Raw genomic sequence first — 19,134 nt, forward strand, 5'->3', positions numbered from 1 at the left:
GTCAGGATGGTTTTATGCGTTGAACAACTGTTTTTCCCGTTGCAATATCTACTCCCTTGAGCTCTATATAGAGTACGTTGGGAGACCAGAACGAACCGCCGTCGATCCGGATAAAAACCCGGCTCAGCATACATTTTTTATTATTGATGTCGGTATACACATGGTATTGATTTTTGACATCACGCCGTAAATACATCGGAAGTTTGGAGTATGCGACAGACCGCAGCTCAAAAACGCCGTTACCGAGTGCCCTGGAATTGATCCCGTAGGCAAATTTTCGTTGCAGATAATTCAGATCTTTACGGATACCGCCTTCGGGGTATCGGATCCAGAAAGTGTGAACGGGCTGTTTTTCACTGATCTGCCCGCGCTCGTCCTGGTTTAATTCATAGACGATCGTATTGGTGTTCGGGTCACGTTGAATGTAAAACAGCAACTTGGGAACATTGGATGGTACCGGAAAGGTATCCGGATCACTCAGGCTTAAATCTGGATGTACCGTGACACGGTCAAAACGTTTGAATGAAAACAGCAGCGGAAGCGCTATAAGTATAATGCTGATGACGTATTTCATGACAATAAAACTTCATTACTTATCAAAAACAGGGGTGGAAATTTCGTGTGTGTAAGCCCCCTGCCTGATTAATTTTTCAATTATATTCCTGTTGCCGGAAAAAGGTCCGGACGATTCTATTTTTAAGGTAGCCATTGCGGCTCCAAACCTGCCAGCTTCGACTATTGAAGCCCCTTTTATTTTCTGGTACAGATAGCCCGCCATGTAGGTGTCACCGCAACCGGTAGCATCTACCACAGCAGTGGGCTGGTAAGCGGGGATTTCATGGAATTCTCCGTTGCTGTAAATCACGGAACCCTTGCTTCCCAAAGTAATGATCACCTCGCGTACGCCCATTGTTGCCAGGTAGCGGGCACCTGCCTGCACGTCAGTAGTGCCGGTAACGGCTTCCATCTCAAACTCGTTCGCTTTCAGGTACGTGATGTGCGGAAGAGCTTCTGTTTTATCGGCCCAGTCGGTGTAGTAAACTTTTTTATCCTTTACATATCTCAGGAAGCCCTGAATGTCAAGAGATACTTCACCTTTTGAGGCAAGCTCTTTTACCAGAGCAACCGAGATATCGTCAGATAGTAAGGGGCCAAGATGAAAAATTTTTGAGGAAAGCGAAGGCATTTGGGGTACATCAAAAGGCGCCGCCGTATGGAGCACATTCTGTTCGCGGTGATCCTGGTTGTGGCTGTATATGTTTTCGAAGTGTACGGTGAAATCACTTTCCAGCGCATGTACTTCAATAGCGGCCTCCCGCAGTCCGTCAACAATGTATTTCTCCCCGCTACCCAGTGCGGTTACCAGGATGTAGCGCAGGTCAAAATGCTGCAATGCCTTCGAAAAATAGAAAGAAGTACCTCCGGGCATGTATTTTACAGATTGGGATGTTACCACTTTATCCAGTGTAATATGCCCTATGGTGCAGATATCGTACATAATTTTTTGAAAGATAAATTCGATCGGTGGTTATCCACCGGCCAAAAATGATTACTATTTCAATTTCTTCATTTCGTTGGTCACGCTGGCAAATTCTGTAATTTCGGCGTCTGCCATCCATTGACCGTCACTAGCGGTTTTCGCTTCTTCCCAGCCTGTCACGTTGAGCCAGATCGCCCGACAGCCCAACTGTTTTGCAGGAACAATATCTTTTATAAATGAATCGCCTATCACCACACAATCCATAGGGTCGAGTTCCAGAAAATCGGCACCGAGCTGGTATATCTTCGGATCCGGTTTTCTTACGCCTACCACGGCCGACTCAATAATGGTTTTAAACAGATGGGCAATCCCGAATATTTCCAGCACCGTGTGGATATTCCCGTAGAAATTGGAAACCAGTACCAGCGGGTATTCCTGTGCCAGCGAGGTAAGTACCGGTTTTGCCCGCTCCACTGTTTGCTGTGCAAAGGCATTACAGTCACTTGCGATGGATTCAATAAGCCGGTCGTCTGTCGGGTATCCGTTCTCTTTTAAAAATTTAAACTGCTGTTCGGTTTTTAGAACAAGGGTATCGTGAAACGAATGCTCAGGTTTTACGATCGGGTGGATGGCCAGGGACCTTTCTCCAAAGGCATAAGCTTTTGAAAACAAGGCCTTGTCAATATTTACCTGATGTTTCTGGTAGCTATCCCACAACACCGCTCCCCAGTGCAGGCCATTGGTATCTATTGTACCGCCGTAATCTATCAAAACTCCTTTTACCATACTCTTCTTTTACTTTCAGCACTTTGATGTGCGTAACTTAATTCTCCATCCTTTTCCACCGGGCCTTCGTGTTGGGCAACGCCCTTTTTACCCATCAGTGCCAAGCCGATCATGATCCAGACAATTTCCCGGATCCGCATCACTACACCGATGAATATTCCGCCCGCCGCAGGCAATCCAACACTTTTTAAGGCCAGGGCAAGGCCCCCTTCACGGGTACCCAGCTGCATTGGGAAAAAGAATATCAGGTTGGCAAAAAGCGAAGACGCTGAACTGACGATCAATGCTTCTGTGAGAGACATATCCAACCCGATGGCAAAAGCAGTGAAATAAATTTCCAGGCAGCCAACCACCCGCGCCACAAATTCCAGTACCAGGGATGAATAAAAGCGCGACCGGCGGTCGGCATAGAAAATCCTGATCTGATTGTCAATTTCATGCAGCGTTTCTTCTTTTTCGCGGGCAAAAATTTTCGCTTTTTTGCCAATCAGCGGTACCCGGCTCAGCAGATTAACGGTGCTGACGGTGAATCCTTTTTTGTAAACCCTTATAAACCAAAATCCTAAAAGCAGACTGATGGCCAGCATCAGGCCGCAGCCCGCCAGCATGATGCTGTTGACCGGGATCACTGCCAGGATGAGACCGATAGAAACCACCCAGAATACAACGTGGGAAAACATATGCATGAGGCTGTACAATAGGACCGAAGAAGTGGCCTTGTGTATACCCAGCCTGGGTTTGAGTTCCATAATGCGGTAAGGCTCACCTCCAAGTGCTACAAATGGTGTGATGTAATTGATGGCGTAACCGGAAATGGTCAGTTTCAAAACGGATAGGAAAGAAAGGTCGGTTCGGGGGTGGCCGGGTTCATGGATCACGGCTTTGAAAGCAAAAGCATTCAGGATATAGATGACTAGCCAGCTCCCGATGACAGGCACAAACCAGATACCCGTTTTCTGTATATTCAGCCATAGGTCTTCTACTCCGATGCCATAGATCATATAGCCCAGAGAGAATATGCCGATCAGCATAAAAATGGCTTTATATACTTTGGTACCCATATTCTTTACTATTCGAAATCTTATTGTAGAAATATCCGCTCACTTTTTCCTGACGCACGCACATGTAGATCAGAATGGGGTTTAACACAAAAATATCAAAGAAGAAATAAACCCAGGCCTGGTCCATAAACAGCCACAAAAACAGAAACAAAACCCGGGTGTTGAACTGAATAATGTTGGTATACTTCATGAGCGGCCTGTTTTGAACCCGAAAATCCGTAATCAGGTTCGCTGGCAAACCGGCTCTGTATTTTCCGCGGATCAGCATCAGCAGTTTCTGAAGCCTGGGTGACAGGCTTTCCTGCAGATTGGTATAGTTGAGGTAAAAACGTGCCACCAGTTTCATGCCAAAATTCTGTGTCCATGTCAGCTGGTCGTACTCCCGTTGCAGCTCACGGCTGTTGTCCAACTCACTGCCCGATTTGCCTTTGATAAAAAACAGGTGGACATTCCGGTAATAATCGGCCATAGCGGACTGTACTACGTGTGAAAAACCTGCTACTACACCCGGTATCCATATCAGGGCGGTCCAGCCTTCGTTCATACTTCTTAAACAAATGGCAATGTGAATGGATATAAACCAGAAATCCCCGGCTGCACCGTCGAGTATCCTGCCCAGCCTGCTTTTGTTGTTTGTCATCCTGGCAAGCTGCCCGTCGGCGCTGTCCAGTGAGTTGGCAAACACCAGGGAGAGCATTCCAATGATATTAACTCCCAGATTCTGGCTGTAAAACAATATACCCGCAGCCACACCAAAAAAGATACTGATTATGGTTACCGTATTGGGGGTCATCCCGATTTTGGCACAGAACAGTGCGATCTGATACCCAATGGGGCGGTAAAACCATATATCAATTTTTTCCTCGGTATCATTCGATTTTAAGGAATTCTCGAATGAAGTTGTTTCTTGTCCGGCAAATGCAACGGTATCTTTCTTAGTCAGGTCGCTCATCAGGCTAATTTTGTGAATCTTTCAAATATTCTTTCGGCAATGTATCCGGCGGCTTCGTCCCGGCAAGGAGCAAAACTGGGCCAGTCGTTCAGGTCGATGATATGAAAACTGCCGTCTTCGCCTACAATTGCATCACCTCCATAAATATCAATCCCCAGCACTTCGGCAGATGCGGCTGCTACCTGTTTTAGCTGATTTTCGTCAAAAGCATGGTACATCGACTTCCCGTTGATACTTTCGTAGGCCGCGTATTTATGGTGGTTGTTGTCGTAAGGATAAAACCAAAAGAAAAAGTCGGTATCATAAACCCCGTAAAATTTCACAAGGTCACCCACGAGGTGTTCGGAAATGACGGCATCCGGGATGTCTCTCAGTGCATATTCTTTGATTATCTCCTTGGCTTCTTTTTTCGAATAGGCAAAAGTTACATCTTCCTTATGAATGGCATGAAAATCACCTCTTTTGATCCAGAATCCTTTTCCCGGTAACTGGTCAAAAACATCATCACCGGTGTAGGTGGTGGGCACTACAAAACTTTTGGGGTAAGGTATCCCGTTGTCCACCAGCCCGTTGGTCATGTTGGTACGGTAACAGTTTTCAATTCCATTTCCGGAGTTCACCACCACTACTCCGTTATATTCAAGAGTTTGTAGTTTTTTAACGGCATCTTTTTGCCTTGCCATGGTGAAAATGTATTGTTCCCCAATATGCTCACGGCTCAAAAAATCATCTTCCGAGCATATTCCCACCTTTGCGCCAAGGTTTTCAAGGGCTTTCATGGTGAGTGAAAAAATGGCATCGTCATTCCCGATATGGTTCGGCGAAAATTTCTTATTTCTGTGTATACCCAGGATGTCTATATCTTCCATAATGTGTAGCTGCAGCCTCCAGCGGGTAGCTCGCAGCTAATTAAATTGGTGTCGTTTTTTTGTTTTCCGGCTTAGGCCACAAATTCTTCGTTGAGGAAAAGCTCGGCTGTTTTTATATCTGCAACATGGTCCACATCCACAATTTTGGAAAACGGATATGCTTTTAGTTGTAATTTATTCTCCAGTAGCTGGCGCTGAAAATTTCGCATCCTGCTTGTTCCTTCTTCAATGGCCTGGGTTACTACATCCAGTGCTTTTCCGCGTAAGCAGTACATCCCTCCAGAAACATAGGAAGTATGCTGGTGGTTGTCATCCGTAAAAGCTGTGATGTTTTTGTTGTCATCGGTTACAACAAACAAGGGACTTTCGTCATCAATGAACGTTGTAACGGCCATTAACCCATCTATTTCCTGATGTTTTTCAAATGTTTCAATAAACGATCTGAATTCCGGTTCCCTGAACACGGTATCGGTAGTTGTCAGACACACTGAGCCGAGGTTTTTCGCACTTTTCAGTAGTTCATAAAAGCTGTGCAGAGAGCTTGGTGTAGACTTACGCACGATTTGTAAGGGCAGTTCGTAATCCGTTTCGGTCAGATGTCGTTCCAGTATTTCGGATTCCTCATTGATAATGATATGAATAGTCTCGGGATTGTTATTTTTGAAAACGCCGATCAGCCGGTCGATTAACGTTTCTCCGTGCAGGGTAACCATCGGTTTGGGAAGTTCGAAACCTTCCTTTGCCAACCTTGAACCTTCTCCTGCTGCTATAATTGCGTAATTCATAATTTATCTTTTACTATGATCCCGTTCCTGTTCATTACTTTTTCAGGATACTGTTAAAAATCGAGCCTGAACCGCGCCCTGATCCCCCATTCCGAAACATTAGGATGATCCAGATAATTAAAACGTTTCACCAGATCCACCCGCAGCAGTTTGAAAATGTTGGCAACGCCTATGCTGCCTTCCATGTAAGGCTGCTTGTCCATGGTGTAGCTGATAGGCCTGCCCTGGTCGTCAACCGGGAACTGGTAAACTGATGCGCCCTTAAGGGGGTTATTTTCATCACGTAATCCGCCAACGGCTGCCTTGAAACTGAATACTTCTCTCAATTTCAGCTTTTTGAGCAATGGGATTTTGTTAAACAGAAATCCGTTCATATAATACTGTACATCCAGACTGGCATAATGATCACTCACGAATTCCAGGAAGTTCATTAGGTTGTAGGAATTGAGCTGATATGCATAGGTCTGGTTGGCGCGGTGTATCGTCAGCAACGGGAAGGGAATGTTTTTCCCGAAGATGTAGCCGCCTTCCGTCGTAATGTCCATAAAGCCCAGTTGAGACAGGTATATCCTTTTGGAAATATTGGCCGTTACATTGTGATAACTGTTCTCGCCGTTCAGCACACCTTTTAATCCGGCATTATACCGCAATGTGAAAATCGGGAATTTATTGATGATCGGGGTACGGTATAGTTTGCCCTGGTAGAACTGTTCGTTGGGGGCATACCTTAATTCCAGGTTTACCTCGGTGTTGCTCAGCTGAGCCACGGTGGGCTGACCGTCAATATGTTCCACTGGCTTGTATTCAAGTATACCCGCCGGGCGCTGGTTCCAGTGTGTGAAGCCAACTTTGTAGGAGAACCTGTTCTGAAATTCCCGCACATATTCTGCCTTATAGATATCGTTGTAAAGCCAGCGGTTGTTCTGCCCTCTTTTGAAAGACAGCAGGAAGTTATCCTCCTGCACAAACTGGAGGTCCTGCCCGGGAATTTTTGTATCCCGCTGATAGCTGGCCCGGATGTAGTGCAGCGGAAAATGATATACAGACTTGTTGTTAAGCGAATAGGTTCCGCTCAGGAAATATTTCCACTTCTGGTCCTTAAAACCATAGGCCGCATAGGTCTCAAAAAATATCCGTTTACTGAGATCTGTGGTCGTACGCCCACCGAACCTTAACCGGAAACCCTCCACCGGATTGAAACTGTAAAAGGTATTCACAGGCCCTACTTCCACAATGTCAAAGGATTTATATCCTGCAAGGAAGAGAGAAGTGATGTCCATGGTGCGCCGGAAAGACGGAATGGTCTGCAGGGTATCAACGTTTCGATAAATATCTCTTTCAGACTTTTCCAGCGGAATATGTCTTACCTGCTGCCAGTAACTTTCCCCTGTTTTGATCAGCGGATTATAGATTGCCTGTTCTGCCGGGCCCCGGTAAACACTATCCGGCCTGGGCTGGTTTACTTCATAGTTTTTATAATTAACCACCCGCTGCCCGAACAGACCGCCACCCTTTTCGCCCAGCGCAAACTCCATTCCGAGTGTTGTTTTGCTCGGATGATAGCGGCCATCCGGACTTTTTTCAAATTCCAGACGTGCTTCCAGGTCTCTCATGAAATTGAGATTGATATCCTTATTTACCGTCAGATAGGCATTTTGCACGGCGTAGTTTCCATCCAGCGTAATGAAGAGTTTCCCTTCAAACAGCATGTCTGTTTTGTTTCGGGGAACAAATCCCAGTTCTACCAGCCATGGTTCGTGTGTTTTTACGGTATCCCGTATAAAGTACTTGTAAAAAGTAGGAGCGGTATTGGCTATCGGGCTAAGCAGCAGGTTGGTGGCAATGGAGATATCATTTTTATAAATATTGATATCCTCATACAGCCGGTTAAAATAGGCACTCAAGCCATCGTTGTCTACAAACCGTGCATCAAACTCAGCACGACGGTTCGCTTTCACCCACTGTTTTTTTGTATACGGATTTTTTCTGAAATATACCTGAGACAGTTTCTCCTGAATATAAGCCGGTAATATGTTTTTCCCGCCTATGGTGGAAGAATCCTGGTCTTTGAACAGGAACTGATAGTTGCGGAAAATACGGCGTTCCTTAAACTTGTCGGAAAGGTTGCTCAGTGCAAAAGAGATTTTCTCATACTGCTCATATTCCGCAAAGTCATAATTAGCCATCTGGTTTTTATCCCGGTTTTCAATGACCTGGCGGATAAGCTGTACTGCCGGGTTATCCTTGTTCCGGTACCGGGCCCTGCCTTTTACCGTCACTTCTTTTAACATGGAAGCATCAACCTTCATCTTGATGTTGATCACCTGGTCAGCACCAACGGTTATTTTTTTATCAATGCTCTCGTAGCCTACGTAAGTGAACCGGATGGCAGCGTAATTCTCCTTAAGAGTAAGTGCATATTTCCCATCTACATCCGCGGAGGTACCCATGGTGGTACCTGGAATGACAATGCTAACGTACGGCAGCGTTTCTCCGGTTTGTGCGTCGGTGATTACCCCTTTGATCGTGGTAGTTTGCGCAAGCACGCCTGTGCCTCCCAGAAGGAGTATACCGGCCATGAGGGCAAATCTTATGTATAGTGTCTTTAACATTTTGTAATCGCAAGAGATTCTGTATTGTTTTCCATGGCGCATATTTGTTCAGACCTTCCTGTTATCTGTCTGAAAAATGATTTTTCCGATACCAGCTTTAACCGTAAGGTTAAAGCCATTTGTTCGTGGTGTACCAGTCCAGCGTTTCCGCAAGACCTTTCTTTAAATTATATTGAGGCACATATTGCAGCTCATTGCTGGCCGCTTCTATACTGCAATACCAGTTTGCAGCCGTTAGTTCATTCACTTTTTCCGTATTCAGAACCGGTGTTTTACCCGACAGAGCCGAAAATCCTTCCAGCAACGTGGCAACCATTCTGATCATCTTTACCGGAACATGGAACCTGAATAACTTTTTCCTCTTTAGTGCTCCAAACAGCTCTGACAATGCGTACCGGTCATATTCCTGCCCGTCCGAAATATTATAGGCGCGGTGCTCTTTTGATTCTCCGGCCACCAGAGCAGTTAATGTAGCTGTTACCAGGTCTTTCACATATACGAAACTCAGCCGCTGCGGTTTTGTTCCGATGTGCAGGTCGAGGCCTTTGTTGAGGGTCTTAAACAAGATAAAAATGTCCTTTTCGCCGGGCCCAAAAACGGCGGTTGGTCTTATAATAGTAAGCGGAAGCTCCTTTAAATCAGCCAGATATTTTTCAGCGAGTAACTTGCTTTTACCGTAGGATGTAACCGGAAAAGGTTTTGTTTCTTCGGTGATTTTTTGTGCTTCTGCATAGGTCCGTGGCCCGATGGCCGCCAGACTGCTCATAAATACAAACCTTTTGAGGGGTAGTCTGGCTGACAGTGCAGCTTCCGCTAGATGAAGTGTATAAGTTGCGTTGACCAGATTGTAAGCTTCCCTATTTTTTGCTCTCGTAACCGCGGCTCCATGAATAATGTAGTCATACTGTCCCTCTTTCAAAAGAGGCTCCAATGTTTGCCGGGAGCTGAAATCCGGATAGACAAAAACAAGGGGTATAGTTGTTTCCATGGCTTTCAATCCTGAAATATCACTGGAAGGCCTCACACCTGCATGGACTTCATAACCTCTTTCCAGCGCCTGCTGCACTAAATGATGGCCTATGAACCCACTTGCTCCGGTGATCAGTACCTTGCCCCTCATATGGTCTTTTCAAATAATCTGTATCTTTTGTATAATACTCCGTTAATCTGCTCAATAGCGTGGTTCATCAGATAATTGTCTTCGAGCATCCATGAACATTCGCCGCCGGTAATCTTGGTGCCGTATGTATTTTTAATAATGTTGCCATACAGGCAGGCCTCTATTCCCATTTTTCTGTAACCTTCTATCACTCCTAGTGTCAGAACACGAATTCTGGTGATGTTTTTCTTTTGAAAAAGCAATTTGAAAATTCCTGTCGGAAGCAAGCGCCCACGTTTTATTTTGATCAGTACCTGGTTGATGTCCGGAATTCCCAGCGCAAATCCTACCAGCTGATCGTCTTTTTCGGCTACCAGACAAAAATTCGGATCCAATATCATTTTCAGATCTTTCGCCAGATAATTGAATTCCGAGTCGGTCATCGGTACAAATCCAAGGTTTTTATCCCATGCCTTGTTATATACCTCCCTTATCTTCCTGACTTCATTATCAAAGTCTTTCAGGTTCACTTTTCTGATCGTTATCCCGCTGTTTTTCAGTCGGTTCTGCAGAGTATCCAGTAATTTCACTGATCGGTCGTTAGACTCGCTCACGTTCAGTTCATATGCCAGGAGATCTGTTTTCTTTGTCAAACCGTTGTTAATCAGTAATTTTTCATAGTAAGGTGCATTGTAGGGCATCATAGCCATGGGAGGCCTTTCAAAACCTTCAACCAGCAAACCACAGGTATCGTTTGTTGACAGGTTCACCGGACCGATCATGTTTTCGGCTCCCTGCTCTTTTAGCCATTCGGAAGCTCTGGAAAGCAGGAGGTTGGCCGTTGGCTGATCATCGATACAATCAAAAAAGCCAAAAAAGCCATCTTTCCCGCCTGTGAAAGCATTGTGGTTGTTGTTCAGGATGGCTGCAATACGACCCGTGACACTACCTCCGTTATACGTCAGAAAGAGCTGGATTTTTGAGTGTTCGTAAAAAGGGTGTTTCCCTGGTGTGAGCATATCGCGCTGCGCAATGAATAACTCAGGAACATAGTTACTGTTGTTACGATACAGCTCATGCGGGAAATCAATGAACTTACCCAGTTCTTTGCCTGGCGATATGGAGACAATACTTGTCATAGTTTTTCTTTGATTGCCTCTGGGCAGATTTCGCGGTAAATTTTTGCCATCTTGTCTATTGCTTCTTCTATCTGACTGAATGTGTGTGTTGCCATTAATGAAAAACGGATCAGCGTTTCGTCGGTACGTACTGCCGGAGATACTACAGGATTTACGAACACGCCTTCTTCCAGAAGAAGTTTTGTGATCATAAATGTTTTTTCGTTGTCTCTGATATAAATGGGCAGGATCGGACTCTCGGTTTGCCCAAGGTCAAAGCCGTTCATGAGCAGCAGTTCCTTGGCGTAACGGGTATTGGCCCACAACCGCTCCATATGAAAAGGTTCCGACTCGATGATTTCAAGTGCTGCCAGGGTGCTTCCCACACTGGCAGGCGTCATGCTGGCGCTGAAAATGAGGGATCTTCCACGGTGTTTGATGTACTCAATGGTTTCGTAATCACTGGCAATAAATCCACCCAGGGAAGCAAACGACTTGCTGAAAGTGCCCATTATCAGATCAGTCGCGTCGGTAAGGCCAAAGTGCGAAGAGGTTCCCGCACCGCGGTGCCCTATAACACCCAGACTGTGTGCATCGTCCACGAGAATGGAAGCACCAAATTCTTCTGCAACGGTGTTGAGCTCGGGAAGTTTTACTATATCTCCTTCCATGCTGAAAATCCCGTCGGTAACAATCAACTTTAAGGCATCCTCAGGCAGCAGATTCAGTTTTTTCCTGAGGTCGGCCATGTCATTATGAGCATATTTGATGACCTTGGAGAAGGATAACCGGCTACCGTCAATGATGGAAGCGTGGTCTCTCTCATCGAGAATCAGGTAATCGTTGCGGCCCGTAAGACAGGAAATTGCTCCCAGGTTAGCCTGGTAGCCTGTGCTGAACAGAACGGCAGATTCTTTTCCTGTAAATTTGGCAAGCCTGTGTTCAAGCTGCTCATGAATGTCCAGCGTCCCGTTCAGGAACCTGGAACCTGCGCAGCCGCTTCCATACTTTTCAACGGCCTTTTGTGCGGCTTCCATGACATAAGGATGCGTGGTAAGCCCCAGATAAGAATTTGACCCGAACATTAAAACCGGCTTCCCTCCAATCATCACCTCCGTATCCTGGGCAGATTCTATTGCTCTGAAATAGGGATAAACGCCCTTTGCCCGTGCCTGGGCGGCTTCTGTAAATTCAGCTACTCTGTTTTGTAATCTACTTCTCATAATGTTTGGTGTCAAATTTAGAGGCTCCTGGTAGGACCAGTCTCTAAAATGTTAAAATATTCGTTCCCACACGCATATTTTCCTTTAAATTCCTTGGTCTTAATCTTATTTTAATCCATCTGTCAAGAATTGAACAAATAATTGGTAACCATCCCGATAACATGGTTTTTATGTGTTTCGGTATATTCGTAAAATTCGGATTCAGACATGTTATGCATTTTCATGTGCATTTTCTTGCCGACAAAAATAAACTGGATACTCCCCAGAATGATCGGCATCAGATGCTCGGGTTCGATATTCCGTATGCCTCCACGCTTCACCTCTTCCTGTATAAGCCCGATCAGTTTCCTGCTCAGGAGCTCCTTGTACATGGATATTTCTGACAGAAGATTTTCGCAGTCCCTATGGATTTCGTTCATAATGAACAATACCAGGGTAGGTTCCTGCCGCATCATCCGATAATCCTCTTCAATGATTTCTATTATTTTTTCCTTCAGACTGATCGGCTGGTCTATGATTTTGAGGGTGTTAGTGCAGTATATGGAAAACAGGTCCTTGAATATTTCAATAAACAGCTTTTCCTTACTTCTGAAATAGTAATTGGTGAGGGCAATGTTCATTCCTGCAGCATCGGCAATATCCCTGGCCGTTGTGCCGGTAAATCCTTTCTTAAGAAAAACAGACTTCGCTGCGTCCTTAAGCTTCTCTTCACTGGATTGATTGATACACTTCACAATTCTTGTTATTTATTGACAAGGCAAATGTCGTATACATTTTTCTTTTCTCCAACGAACTTAATCACAAATTTTAAATGATCGTTTAAAATCTTCACTTAAAATGATTTCGTGTTGGAATATTCATATTTTTAATGACGCTTGCGCCATCGTTGGCTGATTTATTAACTACGGAATTTGTCCTGAAAAGATTCATGTCAGGGCTTTAAAAAAACTAAAAAAAGTAGGGAAGGGAAAATTTAAGGAAGGACGGTTGGCCTGGGCACGGGTTCCGGTCAGATTTTAGCATCGGGTTCGCTGATAGGAAGGAACTGCGGTGTTTCGAACTACCCTTAACAGGAATGGTATCCGGAAGAGGATTTACGCAAAATATTTTAGATATAATTTGAAAAAAAATGAAATTTAAAATTTGTTTGTATATTTACGGGTACGTACCCGTAAATACTATGTTTCGCGTTTTAACGGCTTCCAAAAACATCTAACTTAATTAACAACACCGATAGTAATATGAAGGATATCACATCTTATGCGGAAAAACTCCTAAGCCCTTCCGCAGCTTTAATTGAAGATATAAAAAAGATCAAGGGAGATATTCTGATCCTTGGCGCTGGTGGTAAAATAGGGCCGAGCATTGCCCGGCTTGCCAAGCAGGCAATAGACGAGGCAGGCATGGATACCAGGGTGATAGGTGTTTCCCGTTTCAGTGAGGAAGGACTTGCCCAACAGCTGAATGCGGAGGGGATCGAAACAATTGTTGCCAATATTCTGGACGACAGTCAGTTGCAGGATCTTCCCGAGGTAGAAAATGTTTTATACCTGGCAGGAACAAAATTCGGAACATCCAATAATGAACCGTATACCTGGGCAATGAACACCTACCTGCCCGGGCGTGTGGCTGACAAATTCCGTAATTCACGTATTGTGGTATATTCAACCGGTAATGTTTATCCTTTCACAACAGTTGCCTCCGGTGGTGCAACGGAAGAACTCAGTGCTGACCCTGTGGGAGAGTACGGCCAGTCGTGTCTGGGAAGGGAACGTCTGTTTCAATATTTTTCTTCCCTGTATCACACGCCCTTGCTGATCTACCGCCTTAACTATGCCATCGATTTTCATTATGGTGTTTTACTTGAAGTCGCAAAATCGGTTCTGAACGGGAAGCCGATTGACCTTCGCACGGGACATGTAAATGTGATCTGGCAGGGTGATGCAAATGAAATGGCAATTCGTTCGCTGCTGCATTGCGAATCCCCCTCTAAGATACTCAATATCACAGGTCCGGAAACCGTTTCTCTTCGCTGGCTGGCTGGGGAATTCGGACGTATTTTTAAGGCTGAGCCACAATTTGTGCATGAAGAGCAGCCCACGGCTTTGCTGAGCAACGCGGCGGAATCGTTCCGGTTGTTCGGTTACCCGCGTACTACCCTGAAACAGATGATTGAGATCACGGCCAACTGGCTCCTGGAAGGTGGCAAGACGATTAACAAGCCTACGCATTTCCAGGAAAGACAGGGGCAGTTCTAGGGTAGGTAACGAACCGGGTAAAAAAGTTATGAATTAAAATATCGGGATAGATAATCGCAATCATGAAAGAATTAAGTCAGGATAAAAAGAAGCTGTTGTTTGCAGGAACGGTAATTCCGGCCCATCCGCTGGCGCTGGACAGTAATCTGCAGCTGGACGAAGCCAAACAGCGCGGCCTAACAGCCTATTACATTGCCAGTGGTGCAGGTGGCGTGGCCATTGGCGTGCATACCACACAATTTGAAATAAGAGACCCGGAAGTAAATCTTTTCGAAAAGGTACTTGAAATTACTGCGGATGAGATCAATAACAGTACCAAGGCGGATACATTTCTGAGGATTGCAGGAATTTGCGGACAAACTGCTCAGGCGGTGAAGGAAGCTGAAATTGCCGTAAAACATGGTTATGATCTTGGCCTTGTAAGTATGGCGGCATTTAAAACAGAACCTGAATCGGAAATTATTGAGCATATTAAAACCGTTGCCGGTATCATTCCTGTTTTTGGATTTTATCTTCAGGCCGCCATCGGAGGGCGTGTTTATACCTATGAATTCTGGCAGCAGTTTGCTGAGATCCCCAATGTATACGCCATTAAAATTGCTGCATTTAACCGATATCAGACTCTGGACGTGGTACGGGCGGTATGCAATTCTTCAAGAAAGGATGAAATTGCGCTTTATACCGGGAACGATGATAACATTGTGGCGGATCTGATCACGCCATACCGTTTTAAAGTAGGAGGGGAGCTGATTGAAAAAAGGTTCGTTGGCGGATTATTGGGACATTGGGCAGTTTGGACGCAAAAGGCTGTCGGTTTGCTGGAAACGGTAAAAAAATCTATCGGCACGGACTATCAGACGATGGAAGGCTTACTAAGCACCAATATTGAGGTAACGGATATGAACGCTGCAATCTTTGATCCGGCACATGCGTTTCACGGATGCATCACGGGTGTGCATGAGGTGTTGAGAAGGCAGGGGCTGCTGGACGGAATATGGACACTGAACCCGAAAGAAAACCTGTCGCCGGGCCAGTATGAAGAAATTACCCGTGTGATTGACGCCTATCCGCATCTGGTTGATGATGCATTTGTAAAAGATTTCCTGGAAAGCAGGTCTGCCGTTTCAGCACATTCCTGATGGTATGACGTTCAGAGCGGCGGGGTATCTGTCCGCCGCCCTGAGCCAGGCAGCTATCGTATTGCTGGCTGTTTTTTGTTCCACAGCAAAAGTGCCAGCGATACCAGACAAAGAACGGATTCTGTTTTGATCCACATATTTCCAAAATCCCCCAGCGGCCCATCCATGATGATTGTAAGCAGGCGGGACAATGCATAAAAGCCCCATAATAGGGTAAGAAATGCCAGCGCATGTTGGATATAGTTTCTTACGCTGTATACAAGACTTATTACGATGGTAAAACCCACTCCGCCATAAACGCCTCTGATAGAAGAGAGTGCGTCGTTATTGGGCAGCTGGACCCTGACAAGGTCCATCACCGATTGTGGATCCTGAAATGCCATGATACTTACGGACGCTATGCTAAGCGCCGAGAGAATAATGAAAGTTTGCGATAATAGTTTTTGAATTTTCATAAAGTTGTAATTACTTGGGATGTTTGCGCAGCCTGCATTAAAGCAGATGCGGAAGCAAAATTGGTGCTATCGTGGCCTATTAAAAACGGAGAAGCCATTGTACTATCTGTTTTCCTTCCTGAATCTCACATTTTATCGGTTCATCTGTTAAATGGTTCAGCAGATGGTTCTTACACGGATTAAATGGCGACAATCGGATTGAAAGGGATATTCCGACAATTGAATAACTATTTCTGATGTTTGAGGCAGCGTTTGCTTCCCATCAACCGCGTTCTGTTTAATTTTACTGCCCAGGAAAATTAAACATGAGCTTTCATCTGACATCTCTGGAAAAGTACTTTAGTTCTGTCCGGCAAAACCGGCTTTATTTCTATATACTTTTTTTATTGCTTCCCTGGTTTGTCCCGCTGATCGGGTACATGATGTGGGGGAAACTGTATTTTGCCAATGCAGGCGTATTTCTTGGAGGGACAATAATTAACCTGATATTGTGCCTGTTAGCCAATCAGGTGAATCAGGTAACGGCAATTTACGTCTCCGGAATGTATCCGGAAGCACACCAGACACTGTATCGGGTAGTTGCCTGGTTTGTGGTTTATTCAGCTGTCAATGTCATTATCCTGTACCTGGTACTCGCTGCGTATGATTATATCGGGCTTTTTGGGTATTCGCTGGATGGAGGACGTTTGTTGTATTCCGTTTTTTGTATTCTTGGCGCATCGCTCATCGGGGCCGGGTTGTCGGAGCTGGCTTATACCTTTATGCAGTGGAAAACCAATCAGTTGGAGCTGAGACAGATGGAGCAGCAGCAACTGCGGACTGAACTTGAAATTCTGAAGCAGCAGGTAAATCCGCATTTTTTGTTCAATTGCCTTAATTCTCTATCCATTTTGATATCCGATGCTCCGGCAACGGCCGAAAAATTCGTGGATGAAATGTCAAAGGTATACCGTTATCTGCTGACTGTCAACGGACCTGACCGCGAGGAAAGTCTTGTTGTGCTGGATGCCGAGATCCGTTTCATCAGATCCTATATATACCTGCTGGAAACGCGATTTGAAGACGGAATACACATTACTGTTGAAGTGGCAGATCTTTACCTGAACGGGCAAATAGCGCCGCTCAGTTTGCAAACCCTGATCGACAATGCCATTCGTCATAACATTGTATCAGCCGGTCAGCCGCTTTACATCAGCATAAAAACCACGGCCACCGGACAGTTGGAAATTAAAAACAACTTGCAGAAACGCATGGTTAAAATGTCCCTGAACAACGCCGGGTTGGTTTCTCTGATATCCCGCTATAAATTTTTATTTAACCAGGCCGGGACCATCCAGGTGAAGGAAGATACCTCCTCGTTTTCGGTCACCCTGCCACTGATTTACACATGAGACCTGCTTCCGGATTCAAGCGTATTGGAAAGTTCATTTGGCTGAGCCTGTTTGGCAGATGGATCTTCCTGCTGCTGATACCTTGGTTTGTGCCTACTATCAGCTATCTGCTCATAGGGGAGCCATATCTGGAGAGTTTCTCCAATTTTATTTGGGGTACGCTGATGGTTTTGCTGATGACAACCCTGGCGTTTATTCCTCATGACTGGGCAGTGCAGTACATTGCGGATCTGTACCCCTCCATTCACTTGTCTGCCAAACGGGCGGGGTTTACCGTTCTGGCTTTTTGTTTACTGACCGGCGTGTACATTAGCGTGTATGTTATGTTCATTATTCGTTTCAGGCCGCTGAATGCAGAACTAAGTACCGACGGTGTAATAAAAGTATATCTTTTTGAATTCTTTGCAATACTCCTGCTTACCTGTCTGTATGAGGTGAACTACTCCCTGAAAAAATGGAAAGAAATAAAAATGAATAAGGAGGCAATCAAAAAAGCAGGCCTGCAGGGGCAACTCCAAAGTCTGAAAAGCCAGGTAAATCCGCATTTTTTGTTCAACAGCCTTAATACCCTCTCTGCATTGATTACTGATGAACCGCAACGGGCCGAACGCTTTGTGGATGAAATGGCAAAGGTGTACCGCTATCTTCTTCAGACTAACGAGCATGAATTGACTGATTTGGCAACAGAAATAAATTTCATACGGTCTTACTATCACTTGCTGAGAACTCGGTATGACACCGGCCTTGTCCTGCACATAAACGTGGACGATGTGGCGCTGGAAAGTTTCATTCCGCCTCTCACCTTACAGCTTTTGGTGGAAAATGCCGTGAAACACAACACGATACTGGAGAAAAATCCATTGACTATTGAAATAACATCCTTAGAGAGCAACCTGCTGGAGGTAAAGAATAATGTAATCGTCAAATCCACTCATGTACGGTCCACTCAACTGGGGCTGGCCAATATAAACGCTAAGTATCAGATACTTTCCGCCAGACAGCCCGTGATAAGCGCCGGCCCGGATTATTTCGTAGTACTATTGCCTTTGTTAACTGAAAAACCTGTGAATCAATGAACATACTGATTGTGGAAGATGAAAAGCTGGCGGTCCGGAAACTCACCAGGTTGCTGGAGGAGGTGGCTCCTCATGTGGTAATCAAAGGAGTTACGCCAAGCATCGAAGCTACGGTTACATGGATCGACGAAAACCGTGGCAAGAATGAAAAAGAGCCGGATCTTATCTTTCTGGATATCGAACTGGCTGACGGACAGAGTTTTGAAATTTTCAACCGGACTGAAATACGTAGTATGGTGATATTTACCACCTCCTATGATGAGTATGCCCTTCAGGCTTTTAAAGTGAACAGTATCGATTACCTGCTGAAACCGGTTCAGAAAGAGGATTTGCAGCGCGGTCTTAAGAAATATGAGGATCTGGTCGGCTACAAACAGCGTGGGAATGTAACCGTAGTACCGGAAGGTCTGGAGAACATACTTAAAAATCTGCGATTACAGCAGCCCGCAAAGGAGTACCGGAAAAGGTTTCTGGTGAAACAGGGAGCACGCATGATTTCGGTGGAAGTAGGGGATATTGCATTTTTCTATACTGAAGAGAGCATCAGTTTTTTCAAAAACTATCAGGGACAAAAGTTTGTGTTGGATTACAGGATGGATGAACTGGAAGGTTTTCTGGACCCGGAGCATTTTTTTCGGGTTAACCGGGGTATGATCGTCACGCACCAGGCAGTGACGCAAATCCAGCCTTACTATAACCATCGCCTTGCACTGGCACTGCAGCCTGCCTTTGAAAAAGAGGTGATTGTGAGCCGGGAAAAAACCGGTGATTTTAAAAAATGGATGGGGAAATAACCCTACGCCTGGCAGGGTGAGGTGAAAAAATAATAC

Annotated in this window: 18 protein-coding genes; 5 read left to right on the forward strand and 13 right to left on the reverse strand. The window is 45.2% G+C overall.

Annotation, left to right across the window (positions count from 1 at the left end; translation table 11 throughout):
* Position 1: 1 nt before the first annotated feature.
* From KOE27_RS06250 to KOE27_RS06305, 12 genes are all read right to left on the reverse strand, one after another.
* The gene (locus KOE27_RS06250; RefSeq protein ID WP_215237960.1) at positions 2–574 is read right to left on the reverse strand and encodes a DUF4833 domain-containing protein; all 573 of its coding nucleotides are present in this window, start codon (positions 572–574) and stop codon (positions 2–4) included.
* A 15-nt stretch (positions 575–589) separates the two neighbouring features.
* Entirely contained in the window at positions 590–1,498 is a 909-nt protein-coding gene (locus KOE27_RS06255) for a PfkB family carbohydrate kinase (RefSeq protein ID WP_215237961.1), read from the reverse strand.
* A gap of 54 nt (positions 1,499–1,552) precedes the next feature.
* Positions 1,553–2,266 carry an HAD family hydrolase gene (locus KOE27_RS06260; RefSeq protein ID WP_215237962.1) on the reverse strand — a complete coding sequence of 238 codons (714 nt, stop codon included), beginning with the start codon at positions 2,264–2,266 and terminating at the stop codon, positions 1,553–1,555.
* Entirely contained in the window at positions 2,260–3,327 is a 1,068-nt protein-coding gene (locus KOE27_RS06265; protein WP_215237963.1) for a lysylphosphatidylglycerol synthase transmembrane domain-containing protein, read from the reverse strand. The genes KOE27_RS06260 and KOE27_RS06265 overlap by 7 nt, the downstream gene beginning before the upstream one ends.
* Positions 3,308–4,279, reverse strand: a complete 972-nt coding sequence (locus KOE27_RS06270; RefSeq protein WP_215237964.1) for a CDP-alcohol phosphatidyltransferase family protein — start codon at positions 4,277–4,279, stop codon at positions 3,308–3,310. Before KOE27_RS06270 ends, KOE27_RS06265 begins: the two co-directional genes overlap by 20 nt.
* Positions 4,279–5,148 carry an ATP-grasp domain-containing protein gene (locus KOE27_RS06275; protein WP_215237965.1) on the reverse strand — a complete coding sequence of 290 codons (870 nt, stop codon included), beginning with the start codon at positions 5,146–5,148 and terminating at the stop codon, positions 4,279–4,281. Before KOE27_RS06275 ends, KOE27_RS06270 begins: the two co-directional genes overlap by 1 nt.
* A 71-nt stretch (positions 5,149–5,219) precedes the next feature.
* Positions 5,220–5,933 carry a nucleotidyltransferase family protein gene (locus KOE27_RS06280; RefSeq protein ID WP_215237966.1) on the reverse strand — a complete coding sequence of 238 codons (714 nt, stop codon included), beginning with the start codon at positions 5,931–5,933 and terminating at the stop codon, positions 5,220–5,222.
* Between the two features lie 53 nt (positions 5,934–5,986).
* A complete protein-coding gene (locus KOE27_RS06285) occupies positions 5,987–8,545 on the reverse strand; it encodes a DUF5686 and carboxypeptidase-like regulatory domain-containing protein (protein WP_215237967.1) in 2,559 nt (852 codons plus the stop codon).
* A 109-nt stretch (positions 8,546–8,654) separates the two neighbouring features.
* Complete coding sequence (locus tag KOE27_RS06290) at positions 8,655–9,665, reverse strand: NAD-dependent epimerase/dehydratase family protein (RefSeq protein WP_215237968.1); 1,011 nt, start codon at positions 9,663–9,665, stop codon at positions 8,655–8,657.
* Positions 9,662–10,783 carry a hypothetical protein gene (locus KOE27_RS06295; protein WP_215237969.1) on the reverse strand — a complete coding sequence of 374 codons (1,122 nt, stop codon included), beginning with the start codon at positions 10,781–10,783 and terminating at the stop codon, positions 9,662–9,664. The genes KOE27_RS06290 and KOE27_RS06295 overlap by 4 nt, the downstream gene beginning before the upstream one ends.
* Complete coding sequence (spt, locus tag KOE27_RS06300; protein WP_215237970.1) at positions 10,780–11,985, reverse strand: serine palmitoyltransferase; 1,206 nt, start codon at positions 11,983–11,985, stop codon at positions 10,780–10,782. Before spt ends, KOE27_RS06295 begins: the two co-directional genes overlap by 4 nt.
* A gap of 122 nt (positions 11,986–12,107) precedes the next feature.
* Entirely contained in the window at positions 12,108–12,719 is a 612-nt protein-coding gene (locus KOE27_RS06305) for a TetR/AcrR family transcriptional regulator (RefSeq protein WP_229252660.1), read from the reverse strand.
* 507 nt (positions 12,720–13,226) lie between these two features.
* Here KOE27_RS06305 and KOE27_RS06310 point away from each other — a divergent pair.
* A complete protein-coding gene (locus KOE27_RS06310; RefSeq protein WP_215237971.1) occupies positions 13,227–14,243 on the forward strand; it encodes an NAD-dependent epimerase/dehydratase family protein in 1,017 nt (338 codons plus the stop codon).
* 62 nt (positions 14,244–14,305) lie between these two features.
* A complete protein-coding gene (locus tag KOE27_RS06315) occupies positions 14,306–15,382 on the forward strand; it encodes a dihydrodipicolinate synthase family protein (protein WP_215237972.1) in 1,077 nt (358 codons plus the stop codon).
* Positions 15,383–15,435: 53 nt separating this feature from the next.
* On the opposite strand, the gene KOE27_RS06320 is transcribed toward KOE27_RS06315, so the two are convergent.
* Positions 15,436–15,837, reverse strand: a complete 402-nt coding sequence (locus KOE27_RS06320; RefSeq protein ID WP_215237973.1) for a DUF4345 domain-containing protein — start codon at positions 15,835–15,837, stop codon at positions 15,436–15,438.
* 305 nt (positions 15,838–16,142) lie between these two features.
* Here KOE27_RS06320 and KOE27_RS06325 point away from each other — a divergent pair, with 305 nt between their 5' ends.
* From KOE27_RS06325 to KOE27_RS06335, 3 genes are read left to right on the forward strand one after another with little or no spacing between them, the layout of a single operon-like run.
* Positions 16,143–17,228 carry a sensor histidine kinase gene (locus tag KOE27_RS06325; RefSeq protein WP_215237974.1) on the forward strand — a complete coding sequence of 362 codons (1,086 nt, stop codon included), beginning with the start codon at positions 16,143–16,145 and terminating at the stop codon, positions 17,226–17,228.
* Entirely contained in the window at positions 17,225–18,304 is a 1,080-nt protein-coding gene (locus tag KOE27_RS06330) for a sensor histidine kinase (RefSeq protein WP_215237975.1), read from the forward strand. The genes KOE27_RS06325 and KOE27_RS06330 overlap by 4 nt, the downstream gene beginning before the upstream one ends.
* On the forward strand, positions 18,301–19,098 hold the full coding sequence (locus KOE27_RS06335; RefSeq protein WP_215237976.1) for a LytR/AlgR family response regulator transcription factor: 798 nt from the start codon (positions 18,301–18,303) through the stop codon (positions 19,096–19,098). Before KOE27_RS06330 ends, KOE27_RS06335 begins: the two co-directional genes overlap by 4 nt.
* Positions 19,099–19,134 lie beyond the last annotated feature (36 nt).

Source organism: Dyadobacter sp. CECT 9275, from assembly GCF_907164905.1.
Classification (GTDB): domain Bacteria; phylum Bacteroidota; class Bacteroidia; order Cytophagales; family Spirosomataceae; genus Dyadobacter; species Dyadobacter helix.

Coding starts and splice junctions, on each gene's coding strand:
- KOE27_RS06335 (WP_215237976.1), top strand. CDS start 18,301: ATGAACATACTGATTGTGGAAGATGAAAAGCTGGCGGTCCGGAAACTC.
- KOE27_RS06280 (WP_215237966.1), bottom strand. CDS start 5,933: ATGAATTACGCAATTATAGCAGCAGGAGAAGGTTCAAGGTTGGCAAAG.
- spt (WP_215237970.1), bottom strand. CDS start 11,985: ATGAGAAGTAGATTACAAAACAGAGTAGCTGAATTTACAGAAGCCGCC.
- KOE27_RS06250 (WP_215237960.1), bottom strand. CDS start 574: ATGAAATACGTCATCAGCATTATACTTATAGCGCTTCCGCTGCTGTTT.
- KOE27_RS06255 (WP_215237961.1), bottom strand. CDS start 1,498: ATGTACGATATCTGCACCATAGGGCATATTACACTGGATAAAGTGGTA.
- KOE27_RS06330 (WP_215237975.1), top strand. CDS start 17,225: ATGAGACCTGCTTCCGGATTCAAGCGTATTGGAAAGTTCATTTGGCTG.
- KOE27_RS06315 (WP_215237972.1), top strand. CDS start 14,306: ATGAAAGAATTAAGTCAGGATAAAAAGAAGCTGTTGTTTGCAGGAACG.
- KOE27_RS06270 (WP_215237964.1), bottom strand. CDS start 4,279: ATGAGCGACCTGACTAAGAAAGATACCGTTGCATTTGCCGGACAAGAA.
- KOE27_RS06310 (WP_215237971.1), top strand. CDS start 13,227: ATGAAGGATATCACATCTTATGCGGAAAAACTCCTAAGCCCTTCCGCA.
- KOE27_RS06290 (WP_215237968.1), bottom strand. CDS start 9,665: ATGAGGGGCAAGGTACTGATCACCGGAGCAAGTGGGTTCATAGGCCAT.
- KOE27_RS06320 (WP_215237973.1), bottom strand. CDS start 15,837: ATGAAAATTCAAAAACTATTATCGCAAACTTTCATTATTCTCTCGGCG.
- KOE27_RS06275 (WP_215237965.1), bottom strand. CDS start 5,148: ATGGAAGATATAGACATCCTGGGTATACACAGAAATAAGAAATTTTCG.
- KOE27_RS06285 (WP_215237967.1), bottom strand. CDS start 8,545: ATGTTAAAGACACTATACATAAGATTTGCCCTCATGGCCGGTATACTC.
- KOE27_RS06265 (WP_215237963.1), bottom strand. CDS start 3,327: ATGGGTACCAAAGTATATAAAGCCATTTTTATGCTGATCGGCATATTC.
- KOE27_RS06260 (WP_215237962.1), bottom strand. CDS start 2,266: ATGGTAAAAGGAGTTTTGATAGATTACGGCGGTACAATAGATACCAAT.
- KOE27_RS06295 (WP_215237969.1), bottom strand. CDS start 10,783: ATGACAAGTATTGTCTCCATATCGCCAGGCAAAGAACTGGGTAAGTTC.
- KOE27_RS06325 (WP_215237974.1), top strand. CDS start 16,143: ATGAGCTTTCATCTGACATCTCTGGAAAAGTACTTTAGTTCTGTCCGG.